At 59.0% G+C, this 23625-nt stretch carries 27 protein-coding genes; 12 read left to right on the forward strand and 15 right to left on the reverse strand.

Annotation, left to right across the window (positions count from 1 at the left end):
- Positions 1-176 precede the first annotated feature (176 nt).
- Positions 177-746 carry an S-(hydroxymethyl)glutathione synthase gene (gene gfa / locus NKI47_RS31110; RefSeq protein WP_352451333.1) on the forward strand — a complete coding sequence of 190 codons (570 nt, stop codon included), beginning with the start codon at positions 177-179 and terminating at the stop codon, positions 744-746.
- Positions 747-933: 187 nt separating this feature from the next.
- On the opposite strand, the gene NKI47_RS31115 is transcribed toward gfa, so the two are convergent.
- Entirely contained in the window at positions 934-1095 is a 162-nt protein-coding gene (locus NKI47_RS31115; RefSeq protein ID WP_352594941.1) for a hypothetical protein, read from the reverse strand.
- Positions 1096-1483: 388 nt separating this feature from the next.
- On the opposite strand from NKI47_RS31115, the gene NKI47_RS31120 reads away from it, so the two are divergent.
- Positions 1484-2167: a response regulator gene (locus NKI47_RS31120; RefSeq protein ID WP_023679211.1), complete on the forward strand. Its 684-nt coding sequence runs from the start codon at positions 1484-1486 to the stop codon at positions 2165-2167.
- Between the two features lie 427 nt (positions 2168-2594).
- Here the strand turns inward: NKI47_RS31120 and NKI47_RS31125 are convergent, their stop codons facing one another.
- From NKI47_RS31125 to NKI47_RS31140, 4 genes are all read right to left on the reverse strand, one after another.
- Positions 2595-2738 (reverse strand): hypothetical protein, encoded by a 144-nt coding sequence (locus tag NKI47_RS31125; protein WP_352594944.1) that lies wholly within the window; start codon positions 2736-2738, stop codon positions 2595-2597.
- A gap of 148 nt (positions 2739-2886) precedes the next feature.
- Positions 2887-3348 (reverse strand): RrF2 family transcriptional regulator, encoded by a 462-nt coding sequence (locus NKI47_RS31130; RefSeq protein ID WP_352594947.1) that lies wholly within the window; start codon positions 3346-3348, stop codon positions 2887-2889.
- Between the two features lie 58 nt (positions 3349-3406).
- Positions 3407-3871 (reverse strand): group III truncated hemoglobin, encoded by a 465-nt coding sequence (locus NKI47_RS31135; RefSeq protein ID WP_352594949.1) that lies wholly within the window; start codon positions 3869-3871, stop codon positions 3407-3409.
- A gap of 175 nt (positions 3872-4046) precedes the next feature.
- Entirely contained in the window at positions 4047-4592 is a 546-nt protein-coding gene (locus NKI47_RS31140) for a PTS sugar transporter subunit IIA (RefSeq protein WP_352594952.1), read from the reverse strand.
- Between the two features lie 410 nt (positions 4593-5002).
- Here NKI47_RS31140 and NKI47_RS31145 point away from each other — a divergent pair, with 410 nt between their 5' ends.
- The 3 genes from NKI47_RS31145 (at position 5003) to NKI47_RS31155 (ending at position 6869) form a co-directional block, all read left to right on the forward strand.
- Positions 5003-5416, forward strand: a complete 414-nt coding sequence (locus tag NKI47_RS31145) for a DUF5602 domain-containing protein (protein WP_352594954.1) — start codon at positions 5003-5005, stop codon at positions 5414-5416.
- Positions 5413-5937, forward strand: a complete 525-nt coding sequence (locus tag NKI47_RS31150; RefSeq protein ID WP_352594956.1) for a plastocyanin/azurin family copper-binding protein — start codon at positions 5413-5415, stop codon at positions 5935-5937. The genes NKI47_RS31145 and NKI47_RS31150 overlap by 4 nt, the downstream gene beginning before the upstream one ends.
- 101 nt (positions 5938-6038) lie before the next feature.
- Entirely contained in the window at positions 6039-6869 is an 831-nt protein-coding gene (locus NKI47_RS31155; protein ID WP_352594957.1) for an ATP-binding protein, read from the forward strand.
- A gap of 17 nt (positions 6870-6886) precedes the next feature.
- Here the strand turns inward: NKI47_RS31155 and NKI47_RS31160 are convergent, their stop codons facing one another.
- Positions 6887-7738 (reverse strand): LysR family transcriptional regulator, encoded by an 852-nt coding sequence (locus NKI47_RS31160; protein WP_352594959.1) that lies wholly within the window; start codon positions 7736-7738, stop codon positions 6887-6889.
- Between the two features lie 339 nt (positions 7739-8077).
- Between NKI47_RS31160 and NKI47_RS31165 the strand changes: the two genes are divergently transcribed.
- The 5 genes from NKI47_RS31165 (at position 8078) to NKI47_RS31185 (ending at position 11976) form a co-directional block, all read left to right on the forward strand.
- Positions 8078-8449, forward strand: coding sequence for a DUF488 domain-containing protein (locus tag NKI47_RS31165; RefSeq protein WP_352594961.1), 372 nt, complete (start codon positions 8078-8080; stop codon positions 8447-8449).
- A 146-nt stretch (positions 8450-8595) separates the two neighbouring features.
- Entirely contained in the window at positions 8596-9252 is a 657-nt protein-coding gene (gene fsa / locus NKI47_RS31170; protein ID WP_352594963.1) for a fructose-6-phosphate aldolase, read from the forward strand.
- 254 nt (positions 9253-9506) lie between these two features.
- Positions 9507-11042 carry an FAD-dependent oxidoreductase gene (locus tag NKI47_RS31175; RefSeq protein WP_352594965.1) on the forward strand — a complete coding sequence of 512 codons (1536 nt, stop codon included), beginning with the start codon at positions 9507-9509 and terminating at the stop codon, positions 11040-11042.
- A gap of 79 nt (positions 11043-11121) precedes the next feature.
- Positions 11122-11418, forward strand: coding sequence for a hypothetical protein (locus NKI47_RS31180; RefSeq protein ID WP_352594968.1), 297 nt, complete (start codon positions 11122-11124; stop codon positions 11416-11418).
- Positions 11419-11598: 180 nt separating this feature from the next.
- Entirely contained in the window at positions 11599-11976 is a 378-nt protein-coding gene (locus NKI47_RS31185; protein ID WP_352594971.1) for a hypothetical protein, read from the forward strand.
- Between the two features lie 194 nt (positions 11977-12170).
- Here the strand turns inward: NKI47_RS31185 and NKI47_RS31190 are convergent, their stop codons facing one another.
- The 3 genes from NKI47_RS31190 to NKI47_RS31200 form a co-directional block, all read right to left on the reverse strand.
- On the reverse strand, positions 12171-12791 hold the full coding sequence (locus tag NKI47_RS31190) for a Tim44/TimA family putative adaptor protein (protein WP_352594974.1): 621 nt from the start codon (positions 12789-12791) through the stop codon (positions 12171-12173).
- A 49-nt stretch (positions 12792-12840) separates the two neighbouring features.
- Positions 12841-14436 carry a cytochrome c oxidase subunit I gene (gene ctaD, locus NKI47_RS31195; RefSeq protein WP_352594977.1) on the reverse strand — a complete coding sequence of 532 codons (1596 nt, stop codon included), beginning with the start codon at positions 14434-14436 and terminating at the stop codon, positions 12841-12843.
- A 102-nt stretch (positions 14437-14538) separates the two neighbouring features.
- Positions 14539-15201: a 5-formyltetrahydrofolate cyclo-ligase gene (locus NKI47_RS31200; protein WP_352594979.1), complete on the reverse strand. Its 663-nt coding sequence runs from the start codon at positions 15199-15201 to the stop codon at positions 14539-14541.
- 43 nt (positions 15202-15244) lie between these two features.
- Here NKI47_RS31200 and NKI47_RS31205 point away from each other — a divergent pair, with 43 nt between their 5' ends.
- Positions 15245-16177, forward strand: coding sequence for a LysR family transcriptional regulator (locus NKI47_RS31205; RefSeq protein WP_352594982.1), 933 nt, complete (start codon positions 15245-15247; stop codon positions 16175-16177).
- Positions 16178-16244: 67 nt separating this feature from the next.
- Positions 16245-16790 carry a DUF488 domain-containing protein gene (locus NKI47_RS31210; RefSeq protein WP_352595032.1) on the forward strand — a complete coding sequence of 182 codons (546 nt, stop codon included), beginning with the start codon at positions 16245-16247 and terminating at the stop codon, positions 16788-16790.
- A 162-nt stretch (positions 16791-16952) separates the two neighbouring features.
- On the opposite strand, the gene NKI47_RS31215 is transcribed toward NKI47_RS31210, so the two are convergent.
- From NKI47_RS31215 to NKI47_RS31240, 6 genes are all read right to left on the reverse strand, one after another.
- A complete protein-coding gene (locus tag NKI47_RS31215; RefSeq protein WP_352594984.1) occupies positions 16953-17174 on the reverse strand; it encodes a GreA/GreB family elongation factor in 222 nt (73 codons plus the stop codon).
- A gap of 160 nt (positions 17175-17334) precedes the next feature.
- Positions 17335-17919 (reverse strand): nucleoside diphosphate kinase regulator, encoded by a 585-nt coding sequence (rnk, locus tag NKI47_RS31220; protein ID WP_352594986.1) that lies wholly within the window; start codon positions 17917-17919, stop codon positions 17335-17337.
- Positions 17920-18754: 835 nt separating this feature from the next.
- Positions 18755-20095, reverse strand: coding sequence for an ATP-binding response regulator (locus NKI47_RS31225; RefSeq protein WP_352594988.1), 1341 nt, complete (start codon positions 20093-20095; stop codon positions 18755-18757).
- A 10-nt stretch (positions 20096-20105) separates the two neighbouring features.
- Positions 20106-21245 (reverse strand): FIST N-terminal domain-containing protein, encoded by a 1140-nt coding sequence (locus tag NKI47_RS31230; protein WP_352594991.1) that lies wholly within the window; start codon positions 21243-21245, stop codon positions 20106-20108.
- A gap of 679 nt (positions 21246-21924) precedes the next feature.
- Positions 21925-22386, reverse strand: a complete 462-nt coding sequence (locus NKI47_RS31235) for a phasin (RefSeq protein WP_352594994.1) — start codon at positions 22384-22386, stop codon at positions 21925-21927.
- 457 nt (positions 22387-22843) lie between these two features.
- Entirely contained in the window at positions 22844-23602 is a 759-nt protein-coding gene (locus NKI47_RS31240; protein WP_352594996.1) for a hypothetical protein, read from the reverse strand.
- Between the last annotated feature and the right edge of the window lie 23 nt (positions 23603-23625).

Consider the following 23625-nt stretch of genomic DNA (forward strand, 5'->3'; position numbering starts at 1 on the left):
GAGATCGATCCGATGATCACCCACACGCTGAAGCTCGAGGACATCAACAAGGGCTTTGACCTGATGCATGAAGGCAAGTCGATCAGGAGCGTGGTGGTTTACTGAGGAGGAGAAAGCCGCCGGCTAACCAGCCAGCGGCCGAAAAATGCAGATGTTCAACACGGGAGGAGACAAAAATGCCGGAAAAACTGCATCCTAAAATCGACAATGGACTGCCACGGGAAAAGGCCGACTTTGCCGGCGGCACGCTGGTCTGCGCCTGCACCAGCAACCCGGTCAAGGTGAAGGTCAAGGGCCAGATCGCCCACAACCATGCTTGCGGCTGCACCAAATGCTGGAAGCCGGAAGGCGCGCTGTTCTCGGTCGTGGCGGTTGCCGGTACAAACGACGTGACGGTGACCGAAAACGGCGACAAGCTGAAGATCGTCGATCCGGGCGCGCTGATCCTGCGCCATGCCTGCACAGGCTGCGGCGTCCACATGCACGGCCCGGTCGAGCGCGACCACGCTTTCAAGGGGCTGTCCTTCATCCATCCCGAACGCTTCCAGGAAGACGGCTGGTCGCCGCCGGGCTTCACCGCCTTTGTCTCTTCGATCATCGAGTCCGGTGTCGATCCGAGCCGCATGGACGGCATAAGGTCACAGCTGAAGTCGATCGGGCTCGAACCTTATGATTGCCTCAATCCAGGACTGATGGACTATATCGCCACCTGGACGGCCAAGCGGTCCGGCGCGTTGCCGGCCTAACGACTGATCAGACACTATCTTTGGGGCCGGACGAAATCGCCCGGTCCCAGGCGTTGGAACGAACGCAGGCGAGCGCGTAGACGGACACGCTTCGTAAGTCATTGCCGACGTGCTGTCAGCCTCGGGGGGCGTTGGGCTCAACGGGAATATGCTGAAATTGGTCCAACCGGATCGTATAGCTTCAAGATCAGCGACTGCGATCAGTTGGTTCTGGCTCGGCGCGGCCCAGATCGTGGACTACAGCTTGGATATCGCGGGCAAAGTCGCGCCCGAAGCGCGATGGCGGCAAGGTGGTGCTCCTTACCAGTACGATATCGAGCGCCTGGCGGGGCTTGAACGGCAGCACCATCAGCTTTGCTGCGTTTTGTCCAGGAAACCAGCCCGTGTACCAGCGCGACCCCGGACCAGCCCATACCATCGGTGCGGCCGCGAACAAGGCGGGCGTCGGGGAAGCGTCGTGTGGCGGCCGGCAACAGTGCGAAAGCCGGCGGTCACTGGCTGTCACGCGAAGCCGGAAGTCCGTCACGACCTGTCTCTGTTTCAATGGATCTGTCGCCGGCACATTCGGCCGATTTGGCCCACCGGGCAAGGCATTGCATTTCAGAACGGCCACATCTGCCGCGTGGCGCCGCGGAAATCATGGACACATTCTGCTTTAGCCGGCCAAGATGGCAATGTACTATTTGCCAATAAGCTGGCCATGGTTGCAGGACTATTCTAGGCCAGACCAAACCGAAATGAAGCTGATGACCGATCGCGCCAGGTTCCTGATCATTGACGACCATCCGCTGTTTCGCGAGGCGTTGCATAGTGCCGTGCAGATGGCCTATCCGGAAGTCGACACGGTCGAGGCACGCTCGATTGCCGAGGCGCTCGAGCTTCTGACGGATGCCAAGCCGTTCGACCTGGCGCTGCTCGATCTCAGTATGCCCGACGTGCATGGGTTTGACGGGCTGCTGCAGCTCAGGACGCGTTATCCGCGCCTGCCGGTGGTCATCGTCTCCGGCTATGAGGAACCGAAGATCATTTCAGAGGCGCTGTCGTACGGTGCGGCCGGCTTCATCCCGAAATCGGCGCGCAAGAGCGACCTTGCGGCCGCCATTCGCTCGGTGATGGAAGGCGCGATCTATGTTCCCGAGACTTATGAAGGCCGGCCGCGCGACGCCGACAGCACCGACCGCGCCGAGATGGTGCAGCGCCTGGCTACGCTGACGCCGCAGCAGCTCAAAGTGCTGCAGATGCTGCGCCAGGGCCTGCTCAACAAGCAGATCGCCTATGAACTGCAGGTCGGCGAGACCACAGTCAAGGCGCATGTCTCCGAAATCCTGCGCAAGCTCAACGTCTACAGCCGCACACAGGCGGTGATCGAGGTCTCGAAGCTCGACAATGCCGAGCTTTTTCGCGATCCGGCGGGGTTTTGAGAGCGCTCGCTAAAAAGCGCACTGTCACCGTAGTCGACCGCACTCGTGTCACCGCAATCGGACTAGACTAGCCACGGCTCTCACGTTCCGGCCACCAGCTAAGCAACCCGCGCCTCTCTCCTTCGTCATCGGCTTCCCGCTCGGTGCGGTGAAAACGCTCGTGTCGCCGACCAACCCGCAGCAGGAAATAGAAAGTGGGTATGCGGACCACTATCTGGCACCTCCGTGGGCAAGAGTTGGATTCATCTCGGTCAGGGCACATTCCAGCGGATGAGCGTTTCCGAATTGGGTGCTGCCAGTGCAGGTCGCGAAGACCTCTCTAATCTTTAACAGTCAATACCAGCTAGCTCGTGGGCGCCGCGGCATTGCTTGCGGCGCCCAAGTCACGAGGCCGCTTTCTCGATTGCGCCACAGCCCTCATTGCGAACTAGACAAACATCATGACTATGATCGCGCCGATCACGATAAGGACAAGGCCGCCGACCAGCATCGGCAACAGACTGTTGTCCGGGTCGATACCCGATTCAAATTGCTTCGTTATCTGCTCATGGTTCTTCTTTGGTTCAGCCATGGCTCGTCTCCGTGCGGGAAAAATCGAACATACGTCCGGTCTGTGACGGCCGCCTGCGCCGTCTCAAATTGATCACGCGATGAGATGGTGCGGCTCTTGATCCTTCGCGGCGCAATATTTTGTCTCCGATCGTAGAGAGATGTCGACCTTACTCGCCGCTTTGCGCCACGCCGGAAACTCGGAGTGGTGACGGCTTGCCAAGGAAATCCTGAGGCATCAGGGTGACGTCGGCCAGCGTGTAGCGGTCAAGGGTGCTCTGGAAGGAGGCGATCGCTTCGCCAAACATGCTTGAAAGCTTGCAGGAGCCGGTGAGAACACATTGGTTTCCCGTGGCGAAGCACTCCACAACCGCGAAATCCGGCTCGGTCAGCCGTATGACATCGCCGATTCGGATCATCTCGGGCCGGAGCCCCAGGACAAGACCGCCGGAACGGCCGCGGACCGCCTTCAGGTAACCGCCGCGTGTCAGGGTATTGGCGACTTTGTTGAGGTGTGTCTTCGACACCTTGAAGGTGCGAGCAGTCTCCTCGATCGTGATCAGGCGATCCCCGGCGGAGGCCGCGTACATCAGCATCCTCAAAGCATAGTCCGAGAAGTTGGTCAGCCTCAACGGTGCCTCTCTTGGGTTGGCGTGCTGTTATGGGAACCACTAACAAACCAATTCGGCATCACAGGTCTTTCTCGGCAATAGGTTCGATGCCAATCGTAGTCTCGCCACGGCTGAAGGCGACCGCGAGACGGAAACTGTGAGCGATGCGCAACGCGCGCTCCATAAAGAGCGCTGCCACCTCGGGCGGGCAAATGCGGTGTACCGTTGCCCGAAATAACTTTAACCAGCGACGGAAATGCGCCTCGCCGAGACCGGCTATGGCCAGGTGTGGCGGTAGTGGCCGGCCTTCATATCGCGAAGTCCGAAGTAGCGTCGCAGACCAGAAGTCGCACATCTTCGCCAGATGCTGCGGCCACTTGTCGGGCTCAATCCGGTCGTGGAAAATGGGGCCGAGAATGTCATCACGACGAATTTCGTCATAAAAACCGTGGATCACGCCGCGGATCATTGTCTCGTCGAGCACGTCCGGCAACAGGACGCCGTCGACGACGATAGTTCTCCTACTCAGACCTTTCTCACTCATCTGGACGCTCCTGTTTTTCCCCAATGCGAGCGGGCTCAAGCCTTGGGTTCGCTCCTCGATGGATGCGACATAAAAGATAGATTCAATCTATGTTATTGCGCGACAAAGCACGCATGAAGTGGGAATCCGAAGCTGAAGCAGATCTGCCTGGCCCAATCCGCTGGTGACGAGCCTCTTAGTTGGCCGTGGTTTGTGCCGCGCCACTGGATTCTAAGGCGTTGCTGAACTGCTTAGGTATCACGACGCCAGGCCCGACGCGGCAAGTATGCGTCGGAAGCGGCTCAGTTTCGAGAATCGCCAACGCCTCATCGGATGACTGTGCCTGTCGGAGTCGCTCCCGAACTTGAGATGTCCGAAGCACCCGGCATATTTGCGAAAGGGCAGGGAGGAAGGCGGAAGTGGCAGAGCGCGGCCAGAGTACAGTGTAAATGAGATCGACGGGGTCGTCGTCGGGGCCGTCGAAATCGATCGGCTGGGCCAAGCGTGTCAAAGACGCGACAGGCGAAGAGATCATACCCAGTAGAGCGTGCGGGATTGCGACGCCACGACCTATGCCCGTCGAGCCGAAATCCTCGCGGTCGAAGAGACCACGGACAACCACCTGCTCATCAAGCCCGGCTCTTCGCGCAATCCTGATCGCGATTTTTGATAAGGCTGATTGCTTTCCCTTTGTCGCAAGGTCAAGCGAAATGCCTTCCTCTGACAAGACGGGGGAGATCATCAGGGCCAACTCCAAGTCGATCCAAACGCGATCGCAAATCAGCGTTCAGCTGCACTGGTTAAGCAAGGCAGATGAGGTGTGGAGATGCTGGCTGTCCCGGACGCGAAGCCAAGGCTTTCTCGCGTCCGGGCTAATGACCCGTTTTGAGGAGTCTCGGCTGCCGGGAATCGAGATGGAAAATATTCATAGCACTTCAGAGGTAGTGAAAGATTTTTCGAAATCAAGCAAACAGGGCACGCTTGGACGAGCAGAAATAATGCACTGAAATGCCAGTTAATTTCGTTTGACGATCAGAACAGTCTCCTGCTTGCTGGCTGGACGCGAACAGGCCGCGCCAGCAAGTGAAAACCGGATTCTTTGAGTCCAGATCTTCGGCCATCGCGTTTTTAGTTCAACAAGGAGATAGCGTGATGAAAAAACTCGTCCTCGCAGTTGCCCTGACAGTGGGCAGTTCGCTTTGCGCCATGGCGGCGGATGAGGTCACCAAAGCTCCGCCAGCCGCTCCGTACGAACAGGTCAGCAAGCTTGTGAAGCTGCCGGACTTCCTGCCGGGCATGGGCCAACTTTTCGTTGATCCGACGACATTGCCTGCCGGACCATTCCTTGCCTATGACCACGATGGCAAGCTTGTCAGCACGATTTATATGCTGCCGACCAAGGAGCTCAATCCAGACAAGCGTTTTGACGATCTCGCTTCACCCGGCGGCAATGTCGACCATGTCGATGTCTACTACAATGCCGGCCATCCGGGAGTCGAAGAGCCGCATGTCCACGTCGTGCTGTGGCATGTCTCGGCCGCTGACGAGGCCCAGGTCGCCAAATGACACTCACGCGCCGTGAGATACTAAGCGCGGGCGGGGGCCTTGCCGCCGCCCTCTCGCTCTCTACTGTGGGAGTATTGGCCGGCGACGCGATCAAAATCCGGATGCAAGGGCGCGCCGACGGTTCACACGTTTGGTTCGACCCGATAGGCATTCTGATCAAACCAGGACAGACGATCCGCTGGACCAATCTCAATCCCGGCAATTCGCATACGACGACGGCGTACAATCCCACAAACTTCGAGCGGCCGCTTCGGATGCCCAAGGCGGCAAAATCTTGGGATTCTGACTATCTCCTGCCCAACGAGAGCTTTTCGGTTACCTTCACCGAGCAGGGGGTCTACGACTATTATTGTATCCCGCATGAGCACGCCGGAATGGTCGGCCGCATTATCGTCAGCGAACCAGAGGCACATGGCTGGGCTGAAATGGTTGGAGCAAATGGCGACCTACCGGAGGAGGCCCTCAAGGCATTCCCGACTGTCGAAGACATCATGACGAGACGGGTCGTCCGGCGCGCTTAGATCATGCGCATGAAAGGCACGGCCCTCGCAACAAGTGGACCTAATACGACGATACCAGTGGGAGCGCGAGTTTCTTGGGTGTCGTGAGTGAGGGGACTTTCATGACAGACTGCGTGTTTGCGTGTGAAACTCAACCATCATCTCAGGCCGGACGCGACGCGCGGACCCAAGTGCCGGACGCACCTCTCGATGCCCGAACTGCGGCCGAGCAACGCGAGCGTGCGACGCACCGGCTTGCCGCCTTGGGCGAGATGACGGGCGGTATTGCCCATGACTTCAGAAACCTCCTGGCAGTAATAGAATCCGGGCTCGGGCTCGCTGAACGAAGAGCCGACGAGCCCGAAAGGGTTCGTGCCTACATTGCGGCCGCGCGGGAAGGAATCGATCGAGGGATCGAACTAACGTCACTGCTATTGGCCTTCGCAAAGCATCAGGAAGTCGATATCCAGGCCGGCAATTTGAATGAGTTCCTCACATCTTTCGAGCCTTTCCTGAGGTATGGCGCGGGAGCCGATGTCCGCGTCAAGCTGGAGCTTGGTTCCGGTGTCCCAGACTGTTTGATCGATCCCGCACTTTTCGACACCGCGGTGCTTAATCTCGTCATGAACGCACGAGATGCGATGCCAAGTGGCGGGGAGATCCGCGTCATCACCAAGCGTTTGGTGCAGACGACCGCGAAACCTGACCCGCCCGGACCTGGAACCTACGCATGCGTTCGCGTCAAAGACCACGGTTGCGGAATGGCTCCTGAAGTCTTGCGGAAGGTGTTCGATCCATTCTTCACGACGAAGGGTGAGAAGGGAACCGGGATAGGGATGCCACAAGTGCAGGCACTGACCCAGATGGTTGGTGGTCGGATACGAATAAGCAGTGAACGAGAGATTGGAACAACGGTCGACCTTCTGTTCCCGTCAGTCCAGTCGGATATTTAGACGCTCCACTAGAACTCTCAGAATTTGATGTCGCCGCTTGCGACGGAATGCAATCCCGTCAGCGCTGGACCAACTACACTCTCGTCCGCACTTGCCGATTGCACCGCATAGACCGGATAGGAGAACTGCGGCATCTCAGGCACAAGATGCAGCCGGCCAGCCGCAATGTGAGGCTGCACTGAATTCATTCTGAAATATCCGGAGCCGCCAGTCGCAAGAACATAGTTCAGAGCGAGCGGACCGAGATCGAAAGAAATATCCGGCGCGGCACTCGGGAAATTCATCCCGTGGTGAAGTCCAAAATCCGGCCCCCAATCCATATAAACATAATCGGATTCGTCCAGCACGCGCGCTTCGGAATTGGTAGTCACAAGGACGAGCTTTTCCTCCAGAAGCAGATCGATCTTCAAACCCGGTCTGTGCGGGGGCGCGTACATGATAGCTAAGTCGACCATTCCCGACGCGACCTGATTGATCAAATCCTGCGGCACATCCACGTGTACTCGAAGCGCAATATCCTCAAGCGAGCCGCGCATCCATCGGACCCAATCAAGCAGCAGAGGTTGCGCAAGGCTGACTTCGCTGCCGACCGTCAGAACAGCCCGGCGTCCCGGCGGCACGGCAACCTGGTGAAGGGTGCGTTGCCACAGTTGGACGAACATCGGGGCGTGGCGCAGAAATTGCTCGCCGGCCGGGGTCAGCGAAGCTCCGCCTTTGTGGCGGACAAAAAGGGCCCGGCCCAGTTGCTGCTCGAGGTTGCGGATTCGTGCGCTTACCGTCGTCTGCGCAACATTCAGGCGCTCCGAGGCCCGAATGAAACTTCCGGTCGATACGATCTCGATAAAGGTGCGGGCGAGCTCGATGTCCATGACGGACATAGCATAAAAATTGCGCTTAAATGTCAATCAATTTCGCTTGCCACATAGTTAGTGTGAGCACTACGCTCGAAGAATTCCACCAAGCTTAGCGCTGGATGCTGCGCAGCGCCGGTTGGAGCGGGCGCAAGCTCTCTCCATCCTCACACATCCTTTTACCTGCAGCGCCGATACGCTCATTCCCAGCGGCGCCGGCCGCCACTGGATCGAGCGATATCGCGGCGACATCTTCGTGTTCGTGTCGGATGCAGCCGACGAGGCAATCCTCAGAAGAGAATTCTCCGGGCTTCTCGACGCTGTTGACGATACGGAGACGGACAGGACAGGACGTCGATGAGCGAAAAAATCTTTCACGAGAGAGTAAAATTGAAAAGGGCATATGAGAGCCCTGCCGCCGACGATGGCACGCGCGTGTTGGTAGACCGCCTTTGGCCGCGAGGGGTCAAGAAGACCGAGGCCTCCATCGACTATTGGATGAAAGAACTCGCGCCGAGCACCAAGCTTCGGCAATGGTTCGGACACGATCCAGCACGCTGGGAGGAATTCCGCCGGCGATATGCGGCGGAAATCCATGAGCATCGCGATGAGCTCGACCGACTACGCGACCTGATACGGCAAGGCGCCGTCACACTCGTCTACTCGGCTCATGACGAGGCCCACAACGACGCCGTTGCCCTTAGAGAGATTTTGCTGAGACGTCGATAGAGAGGTCACGTCGCTCCTGCATTGCCATTGCGTTCAAAGACATAGGGCGTGCGATCACGACAGCGACAACAAACTCGTCTCTCCGGAACCAAACCAGAGAAAATTCATCCAATCATCGATGGGCGCGCTCAGTTGAGGAGAAAACGATGAAATTCTTTGTCGATACCGCCGATATATCTGAAATTCGCGAGCTTGCTGCCGCTGGCATTCTCGACGGGGTGACCACAAACCCGTCCCTTATCTCAAAGACCGGCCGACCGATCAGAGATGTGATCAAGGAAATTTGCCAGACGATCGAGGGCCCAGTTTCAGCGGAGGTCACCGCGACCGACTTCGACGGCATGATCGCCGAGGGAGAGCGTTTGGCCGGCATTGCCGCCAATGTAGCCGTCAAGGTGCCGTCGACCTGGGATGGATTCAGGGCTTGCCGGGCACTCAGTCAGCTCGGGCACAAGGTCAATGTCACACTGTGCTTTTCAGCCAACCAGGCACTGCTCGCAGCCAAGGCAGGCGCGACCTTCATTTCGCCGTTCGTCGGCAGGCTCGACGATCTCGGTCTGGACGGCATGGAAGTGATCCGAGAAATCCGCACGATATACGCCAACGACAAATCCTTCACGACGGAAATCCTGGCGTCCTCAATTCGCACCCCTCTTCATGTCAAACTGGCGGCAATGGCGGGCGCCGATATCGCGACTGTGCCGCCCACAACACTCAGAAACCTTGCCAAACACCCACTCACTGACAAGGGACTCGAGTCCTTTCTTGCCGACTGGGGGAAGACGGGGCAAACGATCCTGTAATCACCCGGGGGAGGGGCGGGGAGGTCGCAGGCAGCTATCACAAAAATTGCACTCTATTGCCGATTAAATTCGTTTGCATGACGCCCGAAATGGCAGGAAATTGCGCGTGAAGAGCCGGTTCCGCTCTGGTCGGACGTTACCCGGAAGCGAAATCGAGAATTCGAAGACGCGCTGGCTTTGTGCGCTCATAGGCTGATTAGCCTAGCACCGCTCCGCTAGGGGCGATTTTGTATAAAATCGCCAAGGAGAAGAAAATGGCTGAAAACTATACTAAATTGATCGGGCCGGATCTGATCCAGGGCATCGCGTTCTCGGACCTTCTAGATGGCGGCAAGCTAGTCGGCTATTGCGGCGATGAGCAGGTGCTACTGGTGCGCCGCGGGACCGAGGTCTTCGCGATCGGGGCGACTTGCACGCATTACGGCGGGCCGCTTGTCGATGGTCTTGTGGTGCAGGATACCGTCCGCTGTCCTTGGCATCACGCGTGCTTCGATTTGCGTACGGGCGAGGCCTTGCGAGCGCCTGCCTTCAATCCACTCGCGTGCTGGTCGGTGCAACAGCGAGATGGCCGGATATTTGTCGGCGAGAAACTCAAACGGACGGCACCGAAGCCGCGCGACGGAAGCGCTGGCCAGGCTCCCGAGAAAATCGTCATTGTCGGTGGCGGCGCGGCTGGTTTTGCTGCGGCCGAAACACTGCGGCGCGAGCAGTACCAGGGCAGAATCGTCATGATCAGCGATGACCAAGCCCCGCCCGTCGACCGGCCGAACCTCTCCAAGGACTACCTCGCCGGAAAGGCACCGGAAGATTGGATTCCGCTCCGCGGGGGGAAGTTCTATTCAAAAAACAACATCGACCTGCGTCTCGATACGAAGGCCGTTCGCCTCGACCTGCATTCCCGCGAGGTTGTCCTCGCGGATGAAGGCAGGATTCCTTACGACAGGCTACTCCTTGCAACCGGGGCCGAACCGATGCGCCTGACCATACCCGGCGCCGACCAGCCACACGTACACACGCTGCGCTCGTTCGCAGATTCCAAGGCGATCATTGAGCGAGCCACGACTGCGCGAGGCGCCGTCGTGCTTGGCGCCAGTTTCATTGGCCTGGAAGTTGCAGCGGCCTTGCGCTCGCGCGGCATCGACGTTCATGTCGTGGCGCCAGATAAGCGACCCATGGACCGGGTCCTGGGTCCGCAAATGGGCGACTTCATCCGCGCCCTCCATGAGGAGAACGGCATTGTTTTCCATCTCGAGGACACCGCGAGCAGCATTGACGGCAGGACGGTGAAACTCAACAGCGGCAAGACATTGACAGCGGACTTGGTCGTGGCCGGCATCGGCGTGCGACCGCGGATCGGGCTCGCCGAAAAGGCGGGGCTTAGCCTCGATCGCGGTGTCGTTGTGAACGCGCTTCTGGAGACGAGCGCACCAGGGATATTCGCCGCCGGCGACATTGCGAGGTGGCCAGATCCTCACAGTGGCGAGAACATTCGGGTCGAGCATTGGGTGGTTGCCGAGAGGCAGGGGCAAACCGCGGCGCTCAACATGCTCGGCCATCGCGAGAAGTTCGTGGCCGTGCCGTTCTTTTGGAGCCAGCACTACGATGTTTCCATAAACTATGTCGGCCATGCCGGACAATGGGACGAGATCGCGGTGGACGGTGACATTGGCGCCAAAGATTGCCTGCTCCGCTTCAAACGAGAAGGGCGCACGCTGGCTGTCGCCTCGATCTTCCGCGACGTTGAAAGTCTGGAGGCCGAGGTGGAAATGGAGCGCCAAATGGCAAGCTAGCTTCGGCTTCCGAAAAAACGCGCATTCAGACTCAGAAGGGCGAAGCGGAATGTTGGTTGTGACTGAAAGGAGTTCGACTATGTCCACAGTGCAGCAGGAACTAGGTATCACCAGTGGCTTGGACACGCTTGCTCCCGTCCAGCGTTATTCAAAGATCGTGAAATTCGTCGACGAGGTCGCCAAGCAGGCGGCTAATGATGCACCGACCCTGGTTGAAATCTTCTCGGACAGCGGCCGCTGGTATTGCCGTGTTCGTCGCGGCGATGAAAAGACCCGGCCGATGGGTCCATATACCAAACAACAGGCTGAGCGGATCCAGGAAGCTCGGAGAATGTTGCTCGCCAAAAGAGGCGCCGCTCGGATCATGTTCGAGTAGGGAAGGAACCTTTGCGACCACACCGGCCGGCGGACTCCTGCTACAATGATCGTCATGACTTTTTGAATATTGCAGAGCAGGCCTCCGGCTTGCCGCGTTGGGAAGCCGCTTTTCGCCACGGGACGTCTGCTATAACTCGATGCGATCTAGGCACGGGCGAGGACGTCTCAGGCTGGATAGATGTTCCAGCATAATCAACAGACCAGACGGACCTTGTGCAAGAAATTCTCGAGCTTGTCTAGCTTGCGCGTCTGCAAGTGTGGTTTTGCCCTGTCCGCGTCAAATTATAAGATGCGATGTAAACGGCCGTTGCCGTTCTCGAAGAAAGATAAGAGCACGAATCTCGCGCGAACGCTTTGCGAGGAGGATTGGGGTTGCCACCCTTTATTGATTTTGTACGAAGTAGCCATCTACAAACCTGGATCTGATTATGGACGACACGACAACCAGAAAGGCGCTGAGCCTGAGGACGTGCGCGCCGCATTGAAGGGGTGGGCATGGTTTGGTGTTCTGATGAGCATTGTCTTTGGTGTCGCCTACGTCCTGATTGAGATGTAGTGGCCCACGAAGCAGCCAGCCTTGCGGATTGCGCGAGAAGAGGCGCGTCTGCAATGCCTTGGGCTGTGCTCGGTGCTGGTATATTTAGAACCGACTTTCGCATTCTAGCAGTTCAGAGAGTAGATTTCCGGCAGTGCTACCCGCTCGCTGCTTGAAAATGGCCGACTGAACCGTGTCATCTCGAATTGATTGCGTTAGTCGCCCTCGGTGGCGATCAACATCCAGTCGCGCTTCGTTGACTGGGTTTCGCGGGCGAACGTCCACGTATCGATCACCTCAACAATCAGCTTGGGATCGCCAGCGACGACCGAGTCGTTGGCTGAACAGGTGACACTGACCACCTCGGAAACGAAGCGAACGGCGATCTCTACGGTGCCATTCTCCTCAAGAGCGTCGATGACTTTTGCTTCACTCATGCCGATGAGGGTCAGCTGCAGCGTCTCTTCCCGATCCCGGCGCCCGGCAATCGTTCGTTCGAAGGTCTCAAGCACTTCCGGCCCGACAAGGCGTTTAAACGTTTGGATGTCGCCATCTGCGTAGGCCTGCAGGATAACTTCATAAGCCGTCCTGGCGCCGGCCAGAAACGCCGCCAGGTCAAAATTGGGATCGATGTCCCGGATCACATCCACGGGCTGGCCCGCCGATGAACTATAATCGGCAACGCCGCTTCGTTGCTCAGTCACGGCGTCGCCCCGCTTGGTCTTGTCTTCGCCCGAGCGCGGCAGCAGTTGGTCCCAACATCCCAGTAGTGCCCAATAAAACGCGACGATTGCTACGAGCAGGATCTGGTTGTTTGGATCTGTGGTCTCGTTCATGACGTTCTCCCGACAATAACAGACGCCGATTTGGAACTGGAGGCGAGTGTTAGATAATGCGCGGCAGCTTTTCCCATTGGTGGAAGGGTGGCGGCGACGGCAGCAGCCATTCGAGGGTGGTCGCCCCTTCGCCCCATGGATTGGCGCCAGCCTGACGTTTGCGGCTGAAGGCTTCCGCTACCGTGATGAAGAAGACGATAAGGCCGGCCGTTGAAATGTAGGACCCGATCGACGAGACAAAATTCCAGCCGGCGAAAGCGTCGGGGTAGTCGGCATAGCGTCGCGGCATGCCGGCCATGCCGAGAAAATGCTGCGGGAAAAAAGCCAGGTTGACGCCAATGAACATGACCCAGAAATGCAGCTTGCCCATCGTTTCGTTGTACATGTAGCCGGTCATCTTCGGAAACCAGTAGTAGAAGCCGGCGAAGATGGCGAAGACCGCGCCCAAAGACAGCACATAATGAAAATGAGCGACCACAAAATAGGTGTCGTGATACACGCGGTCGATACCAGGGTTTGCAACCATGATGCCGGTGACGCCCCCGATGGTGAACAGCAGCACGAAACCGAGAGCCCACAGCATCGGTGTCTTGAACTCTATCGATCCTCCCCACATAGTCGCCAGCCACGAAAACACCTTTACGCCGGTTGGAACGGCGATGACCATCGAGGCGAAGGCGAAGTAACGCTGGGTGTCCACGGACAGGCCGGTCGTATACATATGATGCGCCCACACGATGAAGCCGATCGCGGCGATCGCCACCATCGCGTAGGCCATGCCGAGATAGCCGAAGATCGGCTTTCTGGCGAAGTTCGAGATGACATGGCTGATGATGCCGAAGCCGGGAAGGATCATGATGTAGACTTCGGGATGGCCGAAGAACCAGAACAGATGCTGGTAGAGGATCGGATCACCGCCGCCGGAGGGCGCGAAGAAGGTCGTGCCGAAATTGCGATCGGTCAAAAGCATGGTGATGGCGCCGGCGAGCACCGGCAGCGACATTAGAAGCATGAAGGCAGTAACCAGCATCGACCAGGCGAACAAAGGCATCTTGTGCATCGTCATGCCAGGCGCGCGCATATTGAAGATGGTGGTGATGAAGTTGATAGCGCCAAGGATTGAGGAGGCACCCGAAAGGTGGATTGACAGAATGACGAGGTCGACCGCGGGGCCTGGCTGGCCATCAGTCGACAAGGGCGGGTAGAGCGTCCAGCCGCCGCCATGGCCAAGCGTGCCGGGCGCTCCTGGAACGAACATTGAGGTGATGAAAAGGATGAATGACATCACCAGCAGCCAGAATGAGATGTTGTTTAAGCGCGGAAAGGCCATATCGGGGGCGCCAATCATGATCGGCACCATCCAGTTGCCGAAGCCACCAATCAGTGCCGGCATGAGGACGAAAAAGATCATGACCAGCCCGTGGGCACTGACGACGACGTTGAAGACCCCCGGATCGCCAAATATCTGCAGGCCCGGCTCCTGCAACTCCATGCGGATCAACACGGAAAGCGCTGTACCGAAAACCCCGGCCATGATCGAGAACAGCAGGTAAAGCGTCCCGATATCCTTGTGGTTGGTGGAGAACAGCCACCTGACGACAAATCGGGGCTTGTGATCGTCCAAGGCCGTGGCTGGATTAGACATGATGTGCTTCCTGCTCTTCACTGTTGGCAGGCAAGACGACTCAACGATGGACGGCATCTGCAATCGGCCGTCACAAGGGGATCAGGCCTTGCGTGCACTTACTCATTCATCGGTGACGATCACATCCATCGGAATGTCGTGCGGCTGCGGATAGATGGTCGGGATCCTGCTGCCCGCGTAGCCGACGCCGATGACGAGAGGCCGCTTCGGCGCGGCCGCCAGGGTCCGGTCGAAGAAGCCGCCGCCATAACCCAAGCGATAATTGGCCTGGTCGAAACCGACAACGGGCGCGACGACCACATCTGGTTGGACCGATGGACCGTGTGACGGGACAAGAATGTTCCAGATGCCGCGTTCCAGAGGGTCTCCCGGTCCCCAGACACGAAACTCCAGCGGCCAGCCTTTCTTGATGACGACCGGAAGCGCAATCCGCCCGCCGCGCTCGATCACCTTTATCGCCCAGTTGCGTAGATCCGGCTCACCGCGGAATGGCCAATAGCCGCTGACGATCCGCCCACTCACCCGGCCAACAGCCAGATCGAGAGCGGAAGCGATACGCAAAGACCTCGCATTGCGTTCGTCGGCGTCGACCGCAAGACGCCCATCGATCAGACGCTTGCGTTCCGCCTTGCGCCATCGACAGACATCCGGCCAGGCTTCCTGCACAACCGAGTCGATGCCGCATCCTGGAACAAGTTCGTGCATGAAGCACGGAGGAGAGGCGTACTCTCGCGTTTCCAGGGAAACATCTTCCTGATCAGACATTGCGCGCTCCATTGACCGTTGCAGTGGAAACCATCTCGCTCTCATGGACGGTGCGCTGCGTAAAACAGGAAGGCAAATGGAATTAAATGCTGTATTGATGCAAGAATATTGCACTGAACCGAAAGCCAGAATGGACATCGACCGCGCTCGCACGTTTTTGGAAATCGTTCCTTCCGGCAGCTTTCTGAAAGCCGCCGACCGGCTCCACGTCACCCAGACCACGGTAAGCGCGCGGATACGCACGCTGGAAGAAGAGCTCGGACGTCAGCTCTTTATCCGCAACCGCAATGGCGCGCAGCTGACGCCGGCGGGCCGGGAGTTCGAGCGGTTCGCCCAGTCATTCGTGCAAATCTGGGAACGGGCACGGCACCAGTTCGCCATCCCATCGGGACGGACAAGCGTCGTTGCCTTGGGCGGAGAGCTCAGCTTATGGAACCCACTACTGCTCGACTGGCTGGTCTGGATGAAGAAGGCCAGGCCGGAAATCGCCATCCAAGCCCAAGTCGGCGTGCCGGACCAGCTCCTCGAGCAACTGAGGACTGGGGTTCTGGACATTGCGGTGCTCTATGCGCCGAAGCTGCTACCGGGTTTCAGGGTAGAGCTTCTCGTCGAAGAGCAGCTCGTTCTGGTTCGGACCACGGACAGAGAGGGGGGACCGGTCGGCTCCAAGGACTATGTCTATGTCGACTGGGGGCCGCTGTTTGCGGCCCAGCATGATGCGAGTTCTTCTGCCTTCGGCGAGCCGGGATTGATGGTCGGCCTTGGGCCGCTTGGACTGAGCTACATTCTGCGCGCCGGCGGAATGGGTTATTTTCGCAGGGGCGCCGCAGCTCCCCATATCGAGGCGGGGCAGCTGGAGGTCGTGGAAGGCGCGCCGGAATTCACCTATCCGGCCTATGCCGTGTATCCGGAAGCAAGCGAGGCGCGAGCCGACGTGCAGGAAGCGCTACGTGGATTGAAGCAAGTTGTGAAATGATCGTCCCTCCAAGCGTGAAGCCACGGTTCGCGTGCCTGGAAGGATGGATCGCCACGGATTGACCGACATGCCTTATCCGTTCCACACCATCGGTCACTCGACCCGGTCGATTGCCGAATTCGTCGCCCTGCTGCGGGTCGGAGAGATCGCCTTGGTGGTCGATATCAGGACCGTTCGACGATCGCGGGCGAACCCGCAATTCAACAGCGAGATGCTTACGGAAAGCCTGGCAGCGTTCGGGGTCGGATATGAATACATCGCAGAGCTTGGCGGACTGCGCGGCAAGGCACACGACATTCCACCGACGCTCAACGCATTCTGGATCAACCAGAGTTTTCACAACTACGCCGACTACGCGCTGTCGGCGGAGTTTCTTGGCGGCTTGGATCGGCTGGTGGCCCTCGGCAGGCAGCGGCGGTGCGCCATCATGTGCTCGGAAACGCTCTGGTGGCGCTGTCATAGAAGGATCGTCGCGGACTACCTGATCAGCCGCGGCGAGTCCGTTTTTCATCTGATGGGCCATGACAAGGTCGAGCCGGCGAAACTCACCGACGGCGTGAAGGCACGGGACGACGGAACGCTTGTCTACCCGCCTGCACAGCCTTCGGAATAGTCGAGATCTCAGGCGGCCGATGGACCAGGGTCGTTGAAACCGGTGTTGAAGCCGCCACGACTTTGTTCTCCGCTTTGTCCTGCAGTTCCTCCGAACGATGGACGACGCGGAGAACCGGTCCGTCCGGTCGCGACGAGCCCGGCTCTACACCCCCTGCCAGCTTCAATCTTTCGCGCCTTGCGGCTTCTTTACCCGATAAGCCACGCGGCTGCTGAGCGTCACGACGGTTGCGGGAATGTCATCCCGAAACATTATAACCGCGCTCGAAATCTTCCGGTCAAGGATAGTCGAGAGGATTTCGCTGCGGGCCGGATGGCGTTCCCGCATCACCTCAAGAATGGTGTAGCCCTTAGTGGTCAGTTGGCAGCTATCGATAGTGGGCATGGTGCGTCTCCAGCCGGCCCATGAAACGGGATACGGCATCAAGCGATTGATCGGGTGTGGAAAGCTACCCTGTGCCGGACTTGGATAGGCCGGCGCAGGGGTCAGACTCCCGCGATTAGGCTGCCTGCATGATTGAGGAGACGGAAGGAAACGCCCATACCTAGATGCCCGCCGCAATCGTCGAAGACGCTGGTGCGCGCCGATCGGCTGTCTCGCCTTGCAGAGCGGGCTGGCTCACGGCAAGCACGCAAAGTTCGTGCAGGCGCCCGTCGCGTGCGATCCACGTAATTGATTGTCCGGTCGAGAGTCCGATCAGCGCCGTGCCGATCGGCGTGAGGATTGAAACCTTGTTTTCGGAGATATCCGCATCGGCGGGAAAAACCAGCGTGACTGTTTTCGCGTCGCCCGTATCGGGCTTGAACGTCACCGACGAACCCATCTGGACGGTGTCAGCGGAGACCGAACCATCGGCGACGATACGCGCCCGCTCGAGTTCGGCGAGCAGTTCATCGGAAGCTTCCGGATTTCGTACAGCCACAGTGCTCGCAATCGCCGATAGACGCGCATGATCCGACTGCGAGATGCGGATGTTCGGCTTGCGCCGGGTTTTCGTGTTGTCTTGCACTTGAATACTCGTGCTTCTGCCCGGACCAGCCGCCCACCAAGGGTGCCGGAACTGAGTCAATTCGTGGAAAAACTTGCTGAAAACGCCGATGCTCCAGAAGCTCGCGCCCCTGCGGATCATGCCATGTGGATTAACGCATCGCCCCCTCGGCTCAGGGCGTATGGCAACTGAGCCGGGGGCTACATTCCCGCTATGGGACAAACCCGGAAAAGAAAATCGCGATGAATTTTGACTGCGGCGTTCATAAGACCATAGTTGGTGAAGCAATCCGGGAAGTCAAGCCAGCCACCTCGGTGCACCTTGGCGGGCATCAACCCCAAGTTAGTCAGGGCGAGCACCAAGCAGCGTAGTTATCACCAGCTCTCTTCCGGCCCTGTTTATCCCGGTCCCGCTCGGTCTTTCTTCCGCCAATCCGAGGAAGACAAGCCGTTCGGCCAAGACTTTCGATAGAGATGGGTAAGGTCCGCGGTTCATTCTCTTGAGTGCCGTTTGCTCCTCTTCGGTGAGATCGTTCCAGATAACCGGCATTGAGGGCCACCCTTCTTGTTTGCACTGTCAAGCCGATGCCGATTCTGGATTGTCCAGCGATCGGCTGCGACCGTGAATTCATTGACCCCCGAAGACCTCAATCCTATGGAGCGGCGTCCGTTCCGACGATGCCGCCCTCATTCTCCAGAACGCCGATCCGCCTGACCTCCGAGCGGTTCAGTTCAGACGAACGCCGATACCGTCGCCGTTCTCGGCAATGAAAACGGCGCCTGCGTTTTCAAGCGCGGTCTGCAGCGTGCCGCAGACATCCTGGTCGGGAAGGCTGATCCGCGCTCGAATTCTTCGATGATCAACGCATCCACGGCCGAATTGCCGGAGAGCTTTTCACGGGTCCATTCGACCAGCGCGCGCGCGGCACGGCATTGAGCACCAGTGGTGACCCGTGTGCTGGGAAGATACGACCAGTTCAAGCCAGCAGATGTGCCAGCAACGCCCTCAGTTGGGCCGGCTTCAGCGGCTTGCGCATCAGCTCGATGCCGGCGGCGCGGGCGGCCTTGGCGACATTTTCCGAGCCGTCGGCGGTGACGATGAGGGCCGGCACGGCGCGACCGAGATAATCACGGACCTCAGCGATTGTGGTGGTGCCGAGGTCGCCGCCGTCGAGATGCTGGTCGGCTATGACAATATCTGGCAACCAGTCGGTATCGCCAAGCAAATCGAGCGCGTCACCGGTCGAGGTGGCGGGGCGCACCAGGCATTGCCAGCGCTCGAGCAGGGAGGTCATCGCCTGCAGCACGTCGATGTCGTTCTCGACCAGCAGCACCCTTGTGCCGAACAGACCGTAGCCGCGCGGCCGCTCCATGTCGACGGTGCTGGCGATTGGATCGGCCGTGTCGCCGATCCCGACCGGAACGTCGATATGGAAAATCGTGCCATGTCCGACCTTCGACGAAAACGTGACGGGATGGCCGAGGGCCGCGGCGATGCGGCGCACGATGGCCAGCCCCAACCCCAGCCCGCCGGCGGCAAGCCCGGCATCCGTCGGGATCACGCCGCGATGGAATTCCTCGAACACCGCCTCGCGCTGGTCGTCGGGGATGCCGCAGCCGGTATCGGCGACATCGATGCGGATCGTGTCGCCGCGATGCCTGGTGCCGACCAACACGCCGCCCGAGCGGGTATAGCGCAGTGCATTGGACAGGATGTTCTGCAGGATGCGGCGCAGCAAGGTTCGGTCCGAACGAACGAGCGCATTGACCGGCCGGAACTTCAGCGTCAGCCCCTTCATCTCCGCAACCGGCTGAAAATCCGAGCGCAGAGACGAAAACAGCGTCTCCAGGCTGACATCGGTGATGTCGGGCTGCACGACGCCGGCATCGAGCTTGGAAATGTCGAGCAAGGTGCGGAGCAGGTCCTCCATCGTCTCCAGCGATCGCTCGACCTGGCGGACCAGCTTTCTGCCTTCCTCGCTGGACTGTACTTCGGCAAGCGCCGAGACCGACAGATGCGCGGCGTTCAGCGGCTGCAGCACGTCATGGCTGGCGGCCGCCAGGAACCTGGTCTTGGATAGGTTCGCCAGCTCGGCGTTTTCCTTGGCTGCGTTCAAGTCGATGTTCGACTGCTCCAGCCGGCGCAAGGTCGAATGCAGCTCTTCGGTGCGGCTGCGCACCCGGCTCTCGAGCGAAATGGCGGTCTGGAACAGCGAAAAGGCATTGCCTTGCTGGTCCATGGAACGCTCGACGCGGCTGATCAGCGCGGCGTTGATCTTCTTCAGCCTTTCCAGGTCGTCGATGTTCCTGAGCGGCATCCCGGATTTCCTACTCTGCCGCTTCGGCCGCCTTGCGTTCGCCGAAGGCGATGCCGGTGAAGGTCTGGTTCAGATGCATCGAACGGTACTGTTCGCCATAGGTGCCGAAGCCGAGGACGTTGTTGACCTTGTAGAGTTCCGAAATCTCGCGATAAACCTGCCGATTGCGCGCGTCGAGCCGGCGCAGCACGCAGTCGAAACCGAGGATCAGGTCGATGCCGCCAAGCCTTTCGCTGACGTCGCTGAGGGCGGCGCGGGTCGCCTCGACCATGTCCTTAGGCTGGGCGACGGCAAGCACGACACCATCGTCGATGGCGCAGAAGAACGACAGCGAGCCGTCCGCATGCATCTTCTGGATTGAACGGCAGTAAAATTCGCCGCCGACTTTCACCACCACCGGGTGCGAGGCAAAACTCAGTGGCGTCAGCATCTGCGCGACGACGCCGACCGAGGCGGCATATTCCTCGGCGGCAATGGTGGCGTTGAATTCGCGCACGATGCGGTGGTCGGGATCGGATGCCGTCACTACCAGCTTCTCGTCGGTGGGAACGAAATTGTCGGTCTTGAACACGTGGAAAGGAATTTCCGTGGTGATCAGCACGATGATGGCGCTGTCGGAGGTCACTTTGCCGTTCGAGATCAGCCGCGTTGTCTCGAATTTCAAATCATCGCCAGCCGACCCGCCGATCAGTGGGATGTCGTCGAGCCCCCAATGGATGGCGGAAGTCACCGCTTCTTCGGCATAAGACAGGCCGTCGATCAAGCAGAGCGCGAAAGTGGTGTCGGCTCGCTCGTGCCCGAGGCGCTCGTGTAACGAACGCCTCAGCGCCTCGACTTCGCCGGTAATCCCGTCCATGCCCGATGAGGACAGATTTTCGACCATGGTGCTGGCTGCCGAAAACGATACGGAGGGAAGCAGCATAGCCAGGATCTGGCCTTCCTCCAGCCCCTTGGGCGTTATCTCACCGGCTGTCGAGCAGCCGGCATAGTGGAGCGCCGGCGCGTGGGTCTTCAGCGCTTCCGACAGGGCGACGGCCTCTATGAGGCTCTGCGAGAAAAACAGGAGGGCAAACCCGGCGTCAATGGCCGCTGCTTCCGCTGCCACCGCCCGGGCGAACGCATCCGCGTCAGATTCGTCGGTGGTGAGCACCGAAACGCCGCATGCATAGCGCGTCCGTGACTTGGCCAGCGGCTTCCTCCTCCATTTCCTCCAACGCTCTTTTTGTGCGCGTCTGGCGCGCCGGCGTCGAGGTCATTGTTGTCTTGAAGCGGTGCTTTGGCAATGAGCCAACATGATGGATTTGAACTTTCTGCCGTTTGACGGCGTCCGCGCAGCCAGTCGCAGACGAAAGGCCGCATCGCACCGCCATCCGTGCAACGAAGGCCGAGCTGAATTTGCCGCAGGCGAATGTCCACGGATCACGGCTGAAAGGCTCGACGTGCCAAGAATGGGGCAGGATATCGCGCTTAGCCGTTGCCGCTTTGGCCAGGGTGCCAGTCTAGCCTGGCGGTTGTCGTGGTCAATCCGGGGCAGGTGACAGCCTACGCCAATGCGCTCGGCAAGCGGGCCAGGACCGACACCACCGATGCTGCTGTAACGCTGCCTTCGTTGGGTCGAGCAAGCGGCAAGTGCCCGTTGCGCGGCACCGAAGCCGAGGCCCTGGCCGGGCTCGTCGCTCGCCGCCGTCAGATTGTGCGGATGATCGCAGCCGAGAGAGCTATGCCCGTACCGCCATGGCAACGCAGGCACCAAAGAGCATCCGACAAAAGGAAAAAGACCGGCTGGAGAAGGTGTTGTTTCGCGGTTATTTCCGATCGCTTAGACTCAATTAGGCGACTTTGAGATCTTTCATCGCCTTTTCAACGACATCCTTGATCGGCCTCGATACATCTTCGGCAGCCTTGGTCGTCACGGCCTGAAATTCCTTGGCCTGCTCGACGGTCTTTTCGAGCTGCGTGCGCAAGAAGGCAGTCTGGAGTTCGATGAACTCGGACGGCGACTTCACGGCAACCAGGGCTTCGAGGTGCGAGAAGCCGGTTTCGGCATTGGCGCGCAGAGCAGCAATTGTCTTCAGCGACAACTCGTTGCCGACGGTCTTGGCGGTTTCGAAGCTCGACTGCAGAGCCTTCTGGGTCGTCTCGGTGCCTGACGCAAATTTCGCATAGGCTTCTTTCGACTGCTCGACGCCCTTTCCGGCGACAGCGCGGACCTGGTCGGCAGCCTTCGACGCGTCGAAGGTGGGGAATGAGGTATTTTCAACGGTGTCAGCGGTCTTGGCCATAGTTTCCATCCTTTCCGGTGGACGGCCTTTCACAAAAGCCGTCTCGTTCATTTACGAAACTGACGTTACGGCATTTATAGTGCATTGCAATATTTTTGTGCGACGCACCATCCCACTTCCAGCGTTCCGAGGGGGCATGCGGAGGGTCGGTGGCATCTCGAGATCGCCGGTTCTGCAGGAAGAACTCTTCTGGACGGACCACCTGATCCAGCATAGCCTCGCAACAGAGCACGACGTTTTGCCACCTGGGTATCTACTTCAGCCGCTATTCGGCAACCGTCCAAGTCTACGTCAACGAAAGCGTTAAATTCGTGCGCCGCAAACTTTCAGTCGGCGTACCCGCTGGGCACAAGGCGATCGCTTTCCTTAGCGCGCCATCGAGAAGTTGCCTCGATATGGCGGTGGTTGACGCGAAGGCGCGCCTCTACCGCTTCCAGTGCGCCGTGAAGTGACCACCCCTGGTGGTCTATCGGTTAGCCAAGTTCCGGATCAGTGCGGATGCCTGAAGAAGACACCCGCTTCCTATCATCCAGGCATACAGTCCCACATGATCCGACGGGCTGAGGCCGGTGGGCAAATGCACGATACGCATTCGAACCGACTCATCGTCGATCACCAACTCAACGGATCGAAGATCCGGTGGCACGTTTCCGGGAATTGCCAAAATTGGGGTGTCCTTGTCCCAGACCAAGCTTGTCGCCAGCGACTCTTCATTATAGGCAACCGAAACATCCGCCCTGTGCCCCGGTGGGCGCCAAAGCTCCAGTTTGAGGTCATAAACGCAGCCTGTCAGACGATTTTCGACCGGCACCATCCAAGGTTCCAAGGTGGCGGCCGTCGTGTCGGAAATGCCACGAGACCCACCTATGGTTTGGAGCTGACCAGCGGCATTCCCCAATAGATCCGAAATCGCAGTCAAACTCGAAGAAGCGCCCGCCGCCCCGTTAGAGGTTGATCCAGAACCCGATGCGTCGTCAGTCACCACAACATCCGCAGGTCCCGGCAACGCAGTGACCGAGCCGTCGTCACCCATCAAAGTGACAGTCGATCCACCCTCGATATGCACGAGGTCGCCCAGTCTGAACAGTTTGCCGAGCTGAGGGCTGTCCGCGGGAGGATCGACAGCGACAACGACATACTCGCTGGCCGCAAGAGCGCTCGAGCAAGAACCAACTGCTGCGATGGCCGCAGCCAGTAGGAAAATGATTTTGGGTTGCCGATACATGACGCACGTTCAACCATACGCTT

Source organism: Mesorhizobium sp. M0633 (assembly GCF_040320645.1).
In the GTDB taxonomy this organism is placed as follows: Bacteria; Pseudomonadota; Alphaproteobacteria; order Rhizobiales; family Rhizobiaceae; genus Mesorhizobium.

Bases quoted from the DNA above. Each gene is read 5' to 3' on its own strand.
- NKI47_RS31165 (WP_352594961.1), top strand. From the start codon at position 8,078: ATGAGCGAAAAAATCTTTCACGAGAGAGTAAAATTGAAAAGGGCATAT.
- NKI47_RS31115 (WP_352594941.1), bottom strand. From the start codon at position 1,095: ATGGTGCTGCCGTTCAAGCCCCGCCAGGCGCTCGATATCGTACTGGTA.
- NKI47_RS31155 (WP_352594957.1), top strand. From the start codon at position 6,039: ATGACAGACTGCGTGTTTGCGTGTGAAACTCAACCATCATCTCAGGCC.
- gfa (WP_352451333.1), top strand. From the start codon at position 177: ATGCCGGAAAAACTGCATCCTAAAATCGACAATGGACTGCCACGGGAA.
- NKI47_RS31160 (WP_352594959.1), bottom strand. From the start codon at position 7,738: ATGGACATCGAGCTCGCCCGCACCTTTATCGAGATCGTATCGACCGGA.
- NKI47_RS31190 (WP_352594974.1), bottom strand. From the start codon at position 12,791: ATGAACGAGACCACAGATCCAAACAACCAGATCCTGCTCGTAGCAATC.
- NKI47_RS31140 (WP_352594952.1), bottom strand. From the start codon at position 4,592: ATGATCTCCCCCGTCTTGTCAGAGGAAGGCATTTCGCTTGACCTTGCG.
- NKI47_RS31145 (WP_352594954.1), top strand. From the start codon at position 5,003: ATGAAAAAACTCGTCCTCGCAGTTGCCCTGACAGTGGGCAGTTCGCTT.
- NKI47_RS31150 (WP_352594956.1), top strand. From the start codon at position 5,413: ATGACACTCACGCGCCGTGAGATACTAAGCGCGGGCGGGGGCCTTGCC.
- NKI47_RS31210 (WP_352595032.1), top strand. From the start codon at position 16,245: ATGCCTTATCCGTTCCACACCATCGGTCACTCGACCCGGTCGATTGCC.
- NKI47_RS31120 (WP_023679211.1), top strand. From the start codon at position 1,484: ATGAAGCTGATGACCGATCGCGCCAGGTTCCTGATCATTGACGACCAT.
- NKI47_RS31205 (WP_352594982.1), top strand. From the start codon at position 15,245: ATGGACGGTGCGCTGCGTAAAACAGGAAGGCAAATGGAATTAAATGCT.
- ctaD (WP_352594977.1), bottom strand. From the start codon at position 14,436: ATGTCTAATCCAGCCACGGCCTTGGACGATCACAAGCCCCGATTTGTC.
- NKI47_RS31185 (WP_352594971.1), top strand. From the start codon at position 11,599: ATGTTCCAGCATAATCAACAGACCAGACGGACCTTGTGCAAGAAATTC.
- fsa (WP_352594963.1), top strand. From the start codon at position 8,596: ATGAAATTCTTTGTCGATACCGCCGATATATCTGAAATTCGCGAGCTT.
- NKI47_RS31225 (WP_352594988.1), bottom strand. From the start codon at position 20,095: ATGCCGCTCAGGAACATCGACGACCTGGAAAGGCTGAAGAAGATCAAC.
- NKI47_RS31175 (WP_352594965.1), top strand. From the start codon at position 9,507: ATGGCTGAAAACTATACTAAATTGATCGGGCCGGATCTGATCCAGGGC.
- NKI47_RS31200 (WP_352594979.1), bottom strand. From the start codon at position 15,201: ATGTCTGATCAGGAAGATGTTTCCCTGGAAACGCGAGAGTACGCCTCT.
- NKI47_RS31180 (WP_352594968.1), top strand. From the start codon at position 11,122: ATGTCCACAGTGCAGCAGGAACTAGGTATCACCAGTGGCTTGGACACG.
- NKI47_RS31135 (WP_352594949.1), bottom strand. From the start codon at position 3,871: ATGAGTGAGAAAGGTCTGAGTAGGAGAACTATCGTCGTCGACGGCGTC.
- NKI47_RS31240 (WP_352594996.1), bottom strand. From the start codon at position 23,602: ATGTATCGGCAACCCAAAATCATTTTCCTACTGGCTGCGGCCATCGCA.
- NKI47_RS31125 (WP_352594944.1), bottom strand. From the start codon at position 2,738: ATGGCTGAACCAAAGAAGAACCATGAGCAGATAACGAAGCAATTTGAA.
- NKI47_RS31215 (WP_352594984.1), bottom strand. From the start codon at position 17,174: ATGCCCACTATCGATAGCTGCCAACTGACCACTAAGGGCTACACCATT.
- NKI47_RS31235 (WP_352594994.1), bottom strand. From the start codon at position 22,386: ATGGAAACTATGGCCAAGACCGCTGACACCGTTGAAAATACCTCATTC.
- rnk (WP_352594986.1), bottom strand. From the start codon at position 17,919: ATGATCCGCAGGGGCGCGAGCTTCTGGAGCATCGGCGTTTTCAGCAAG.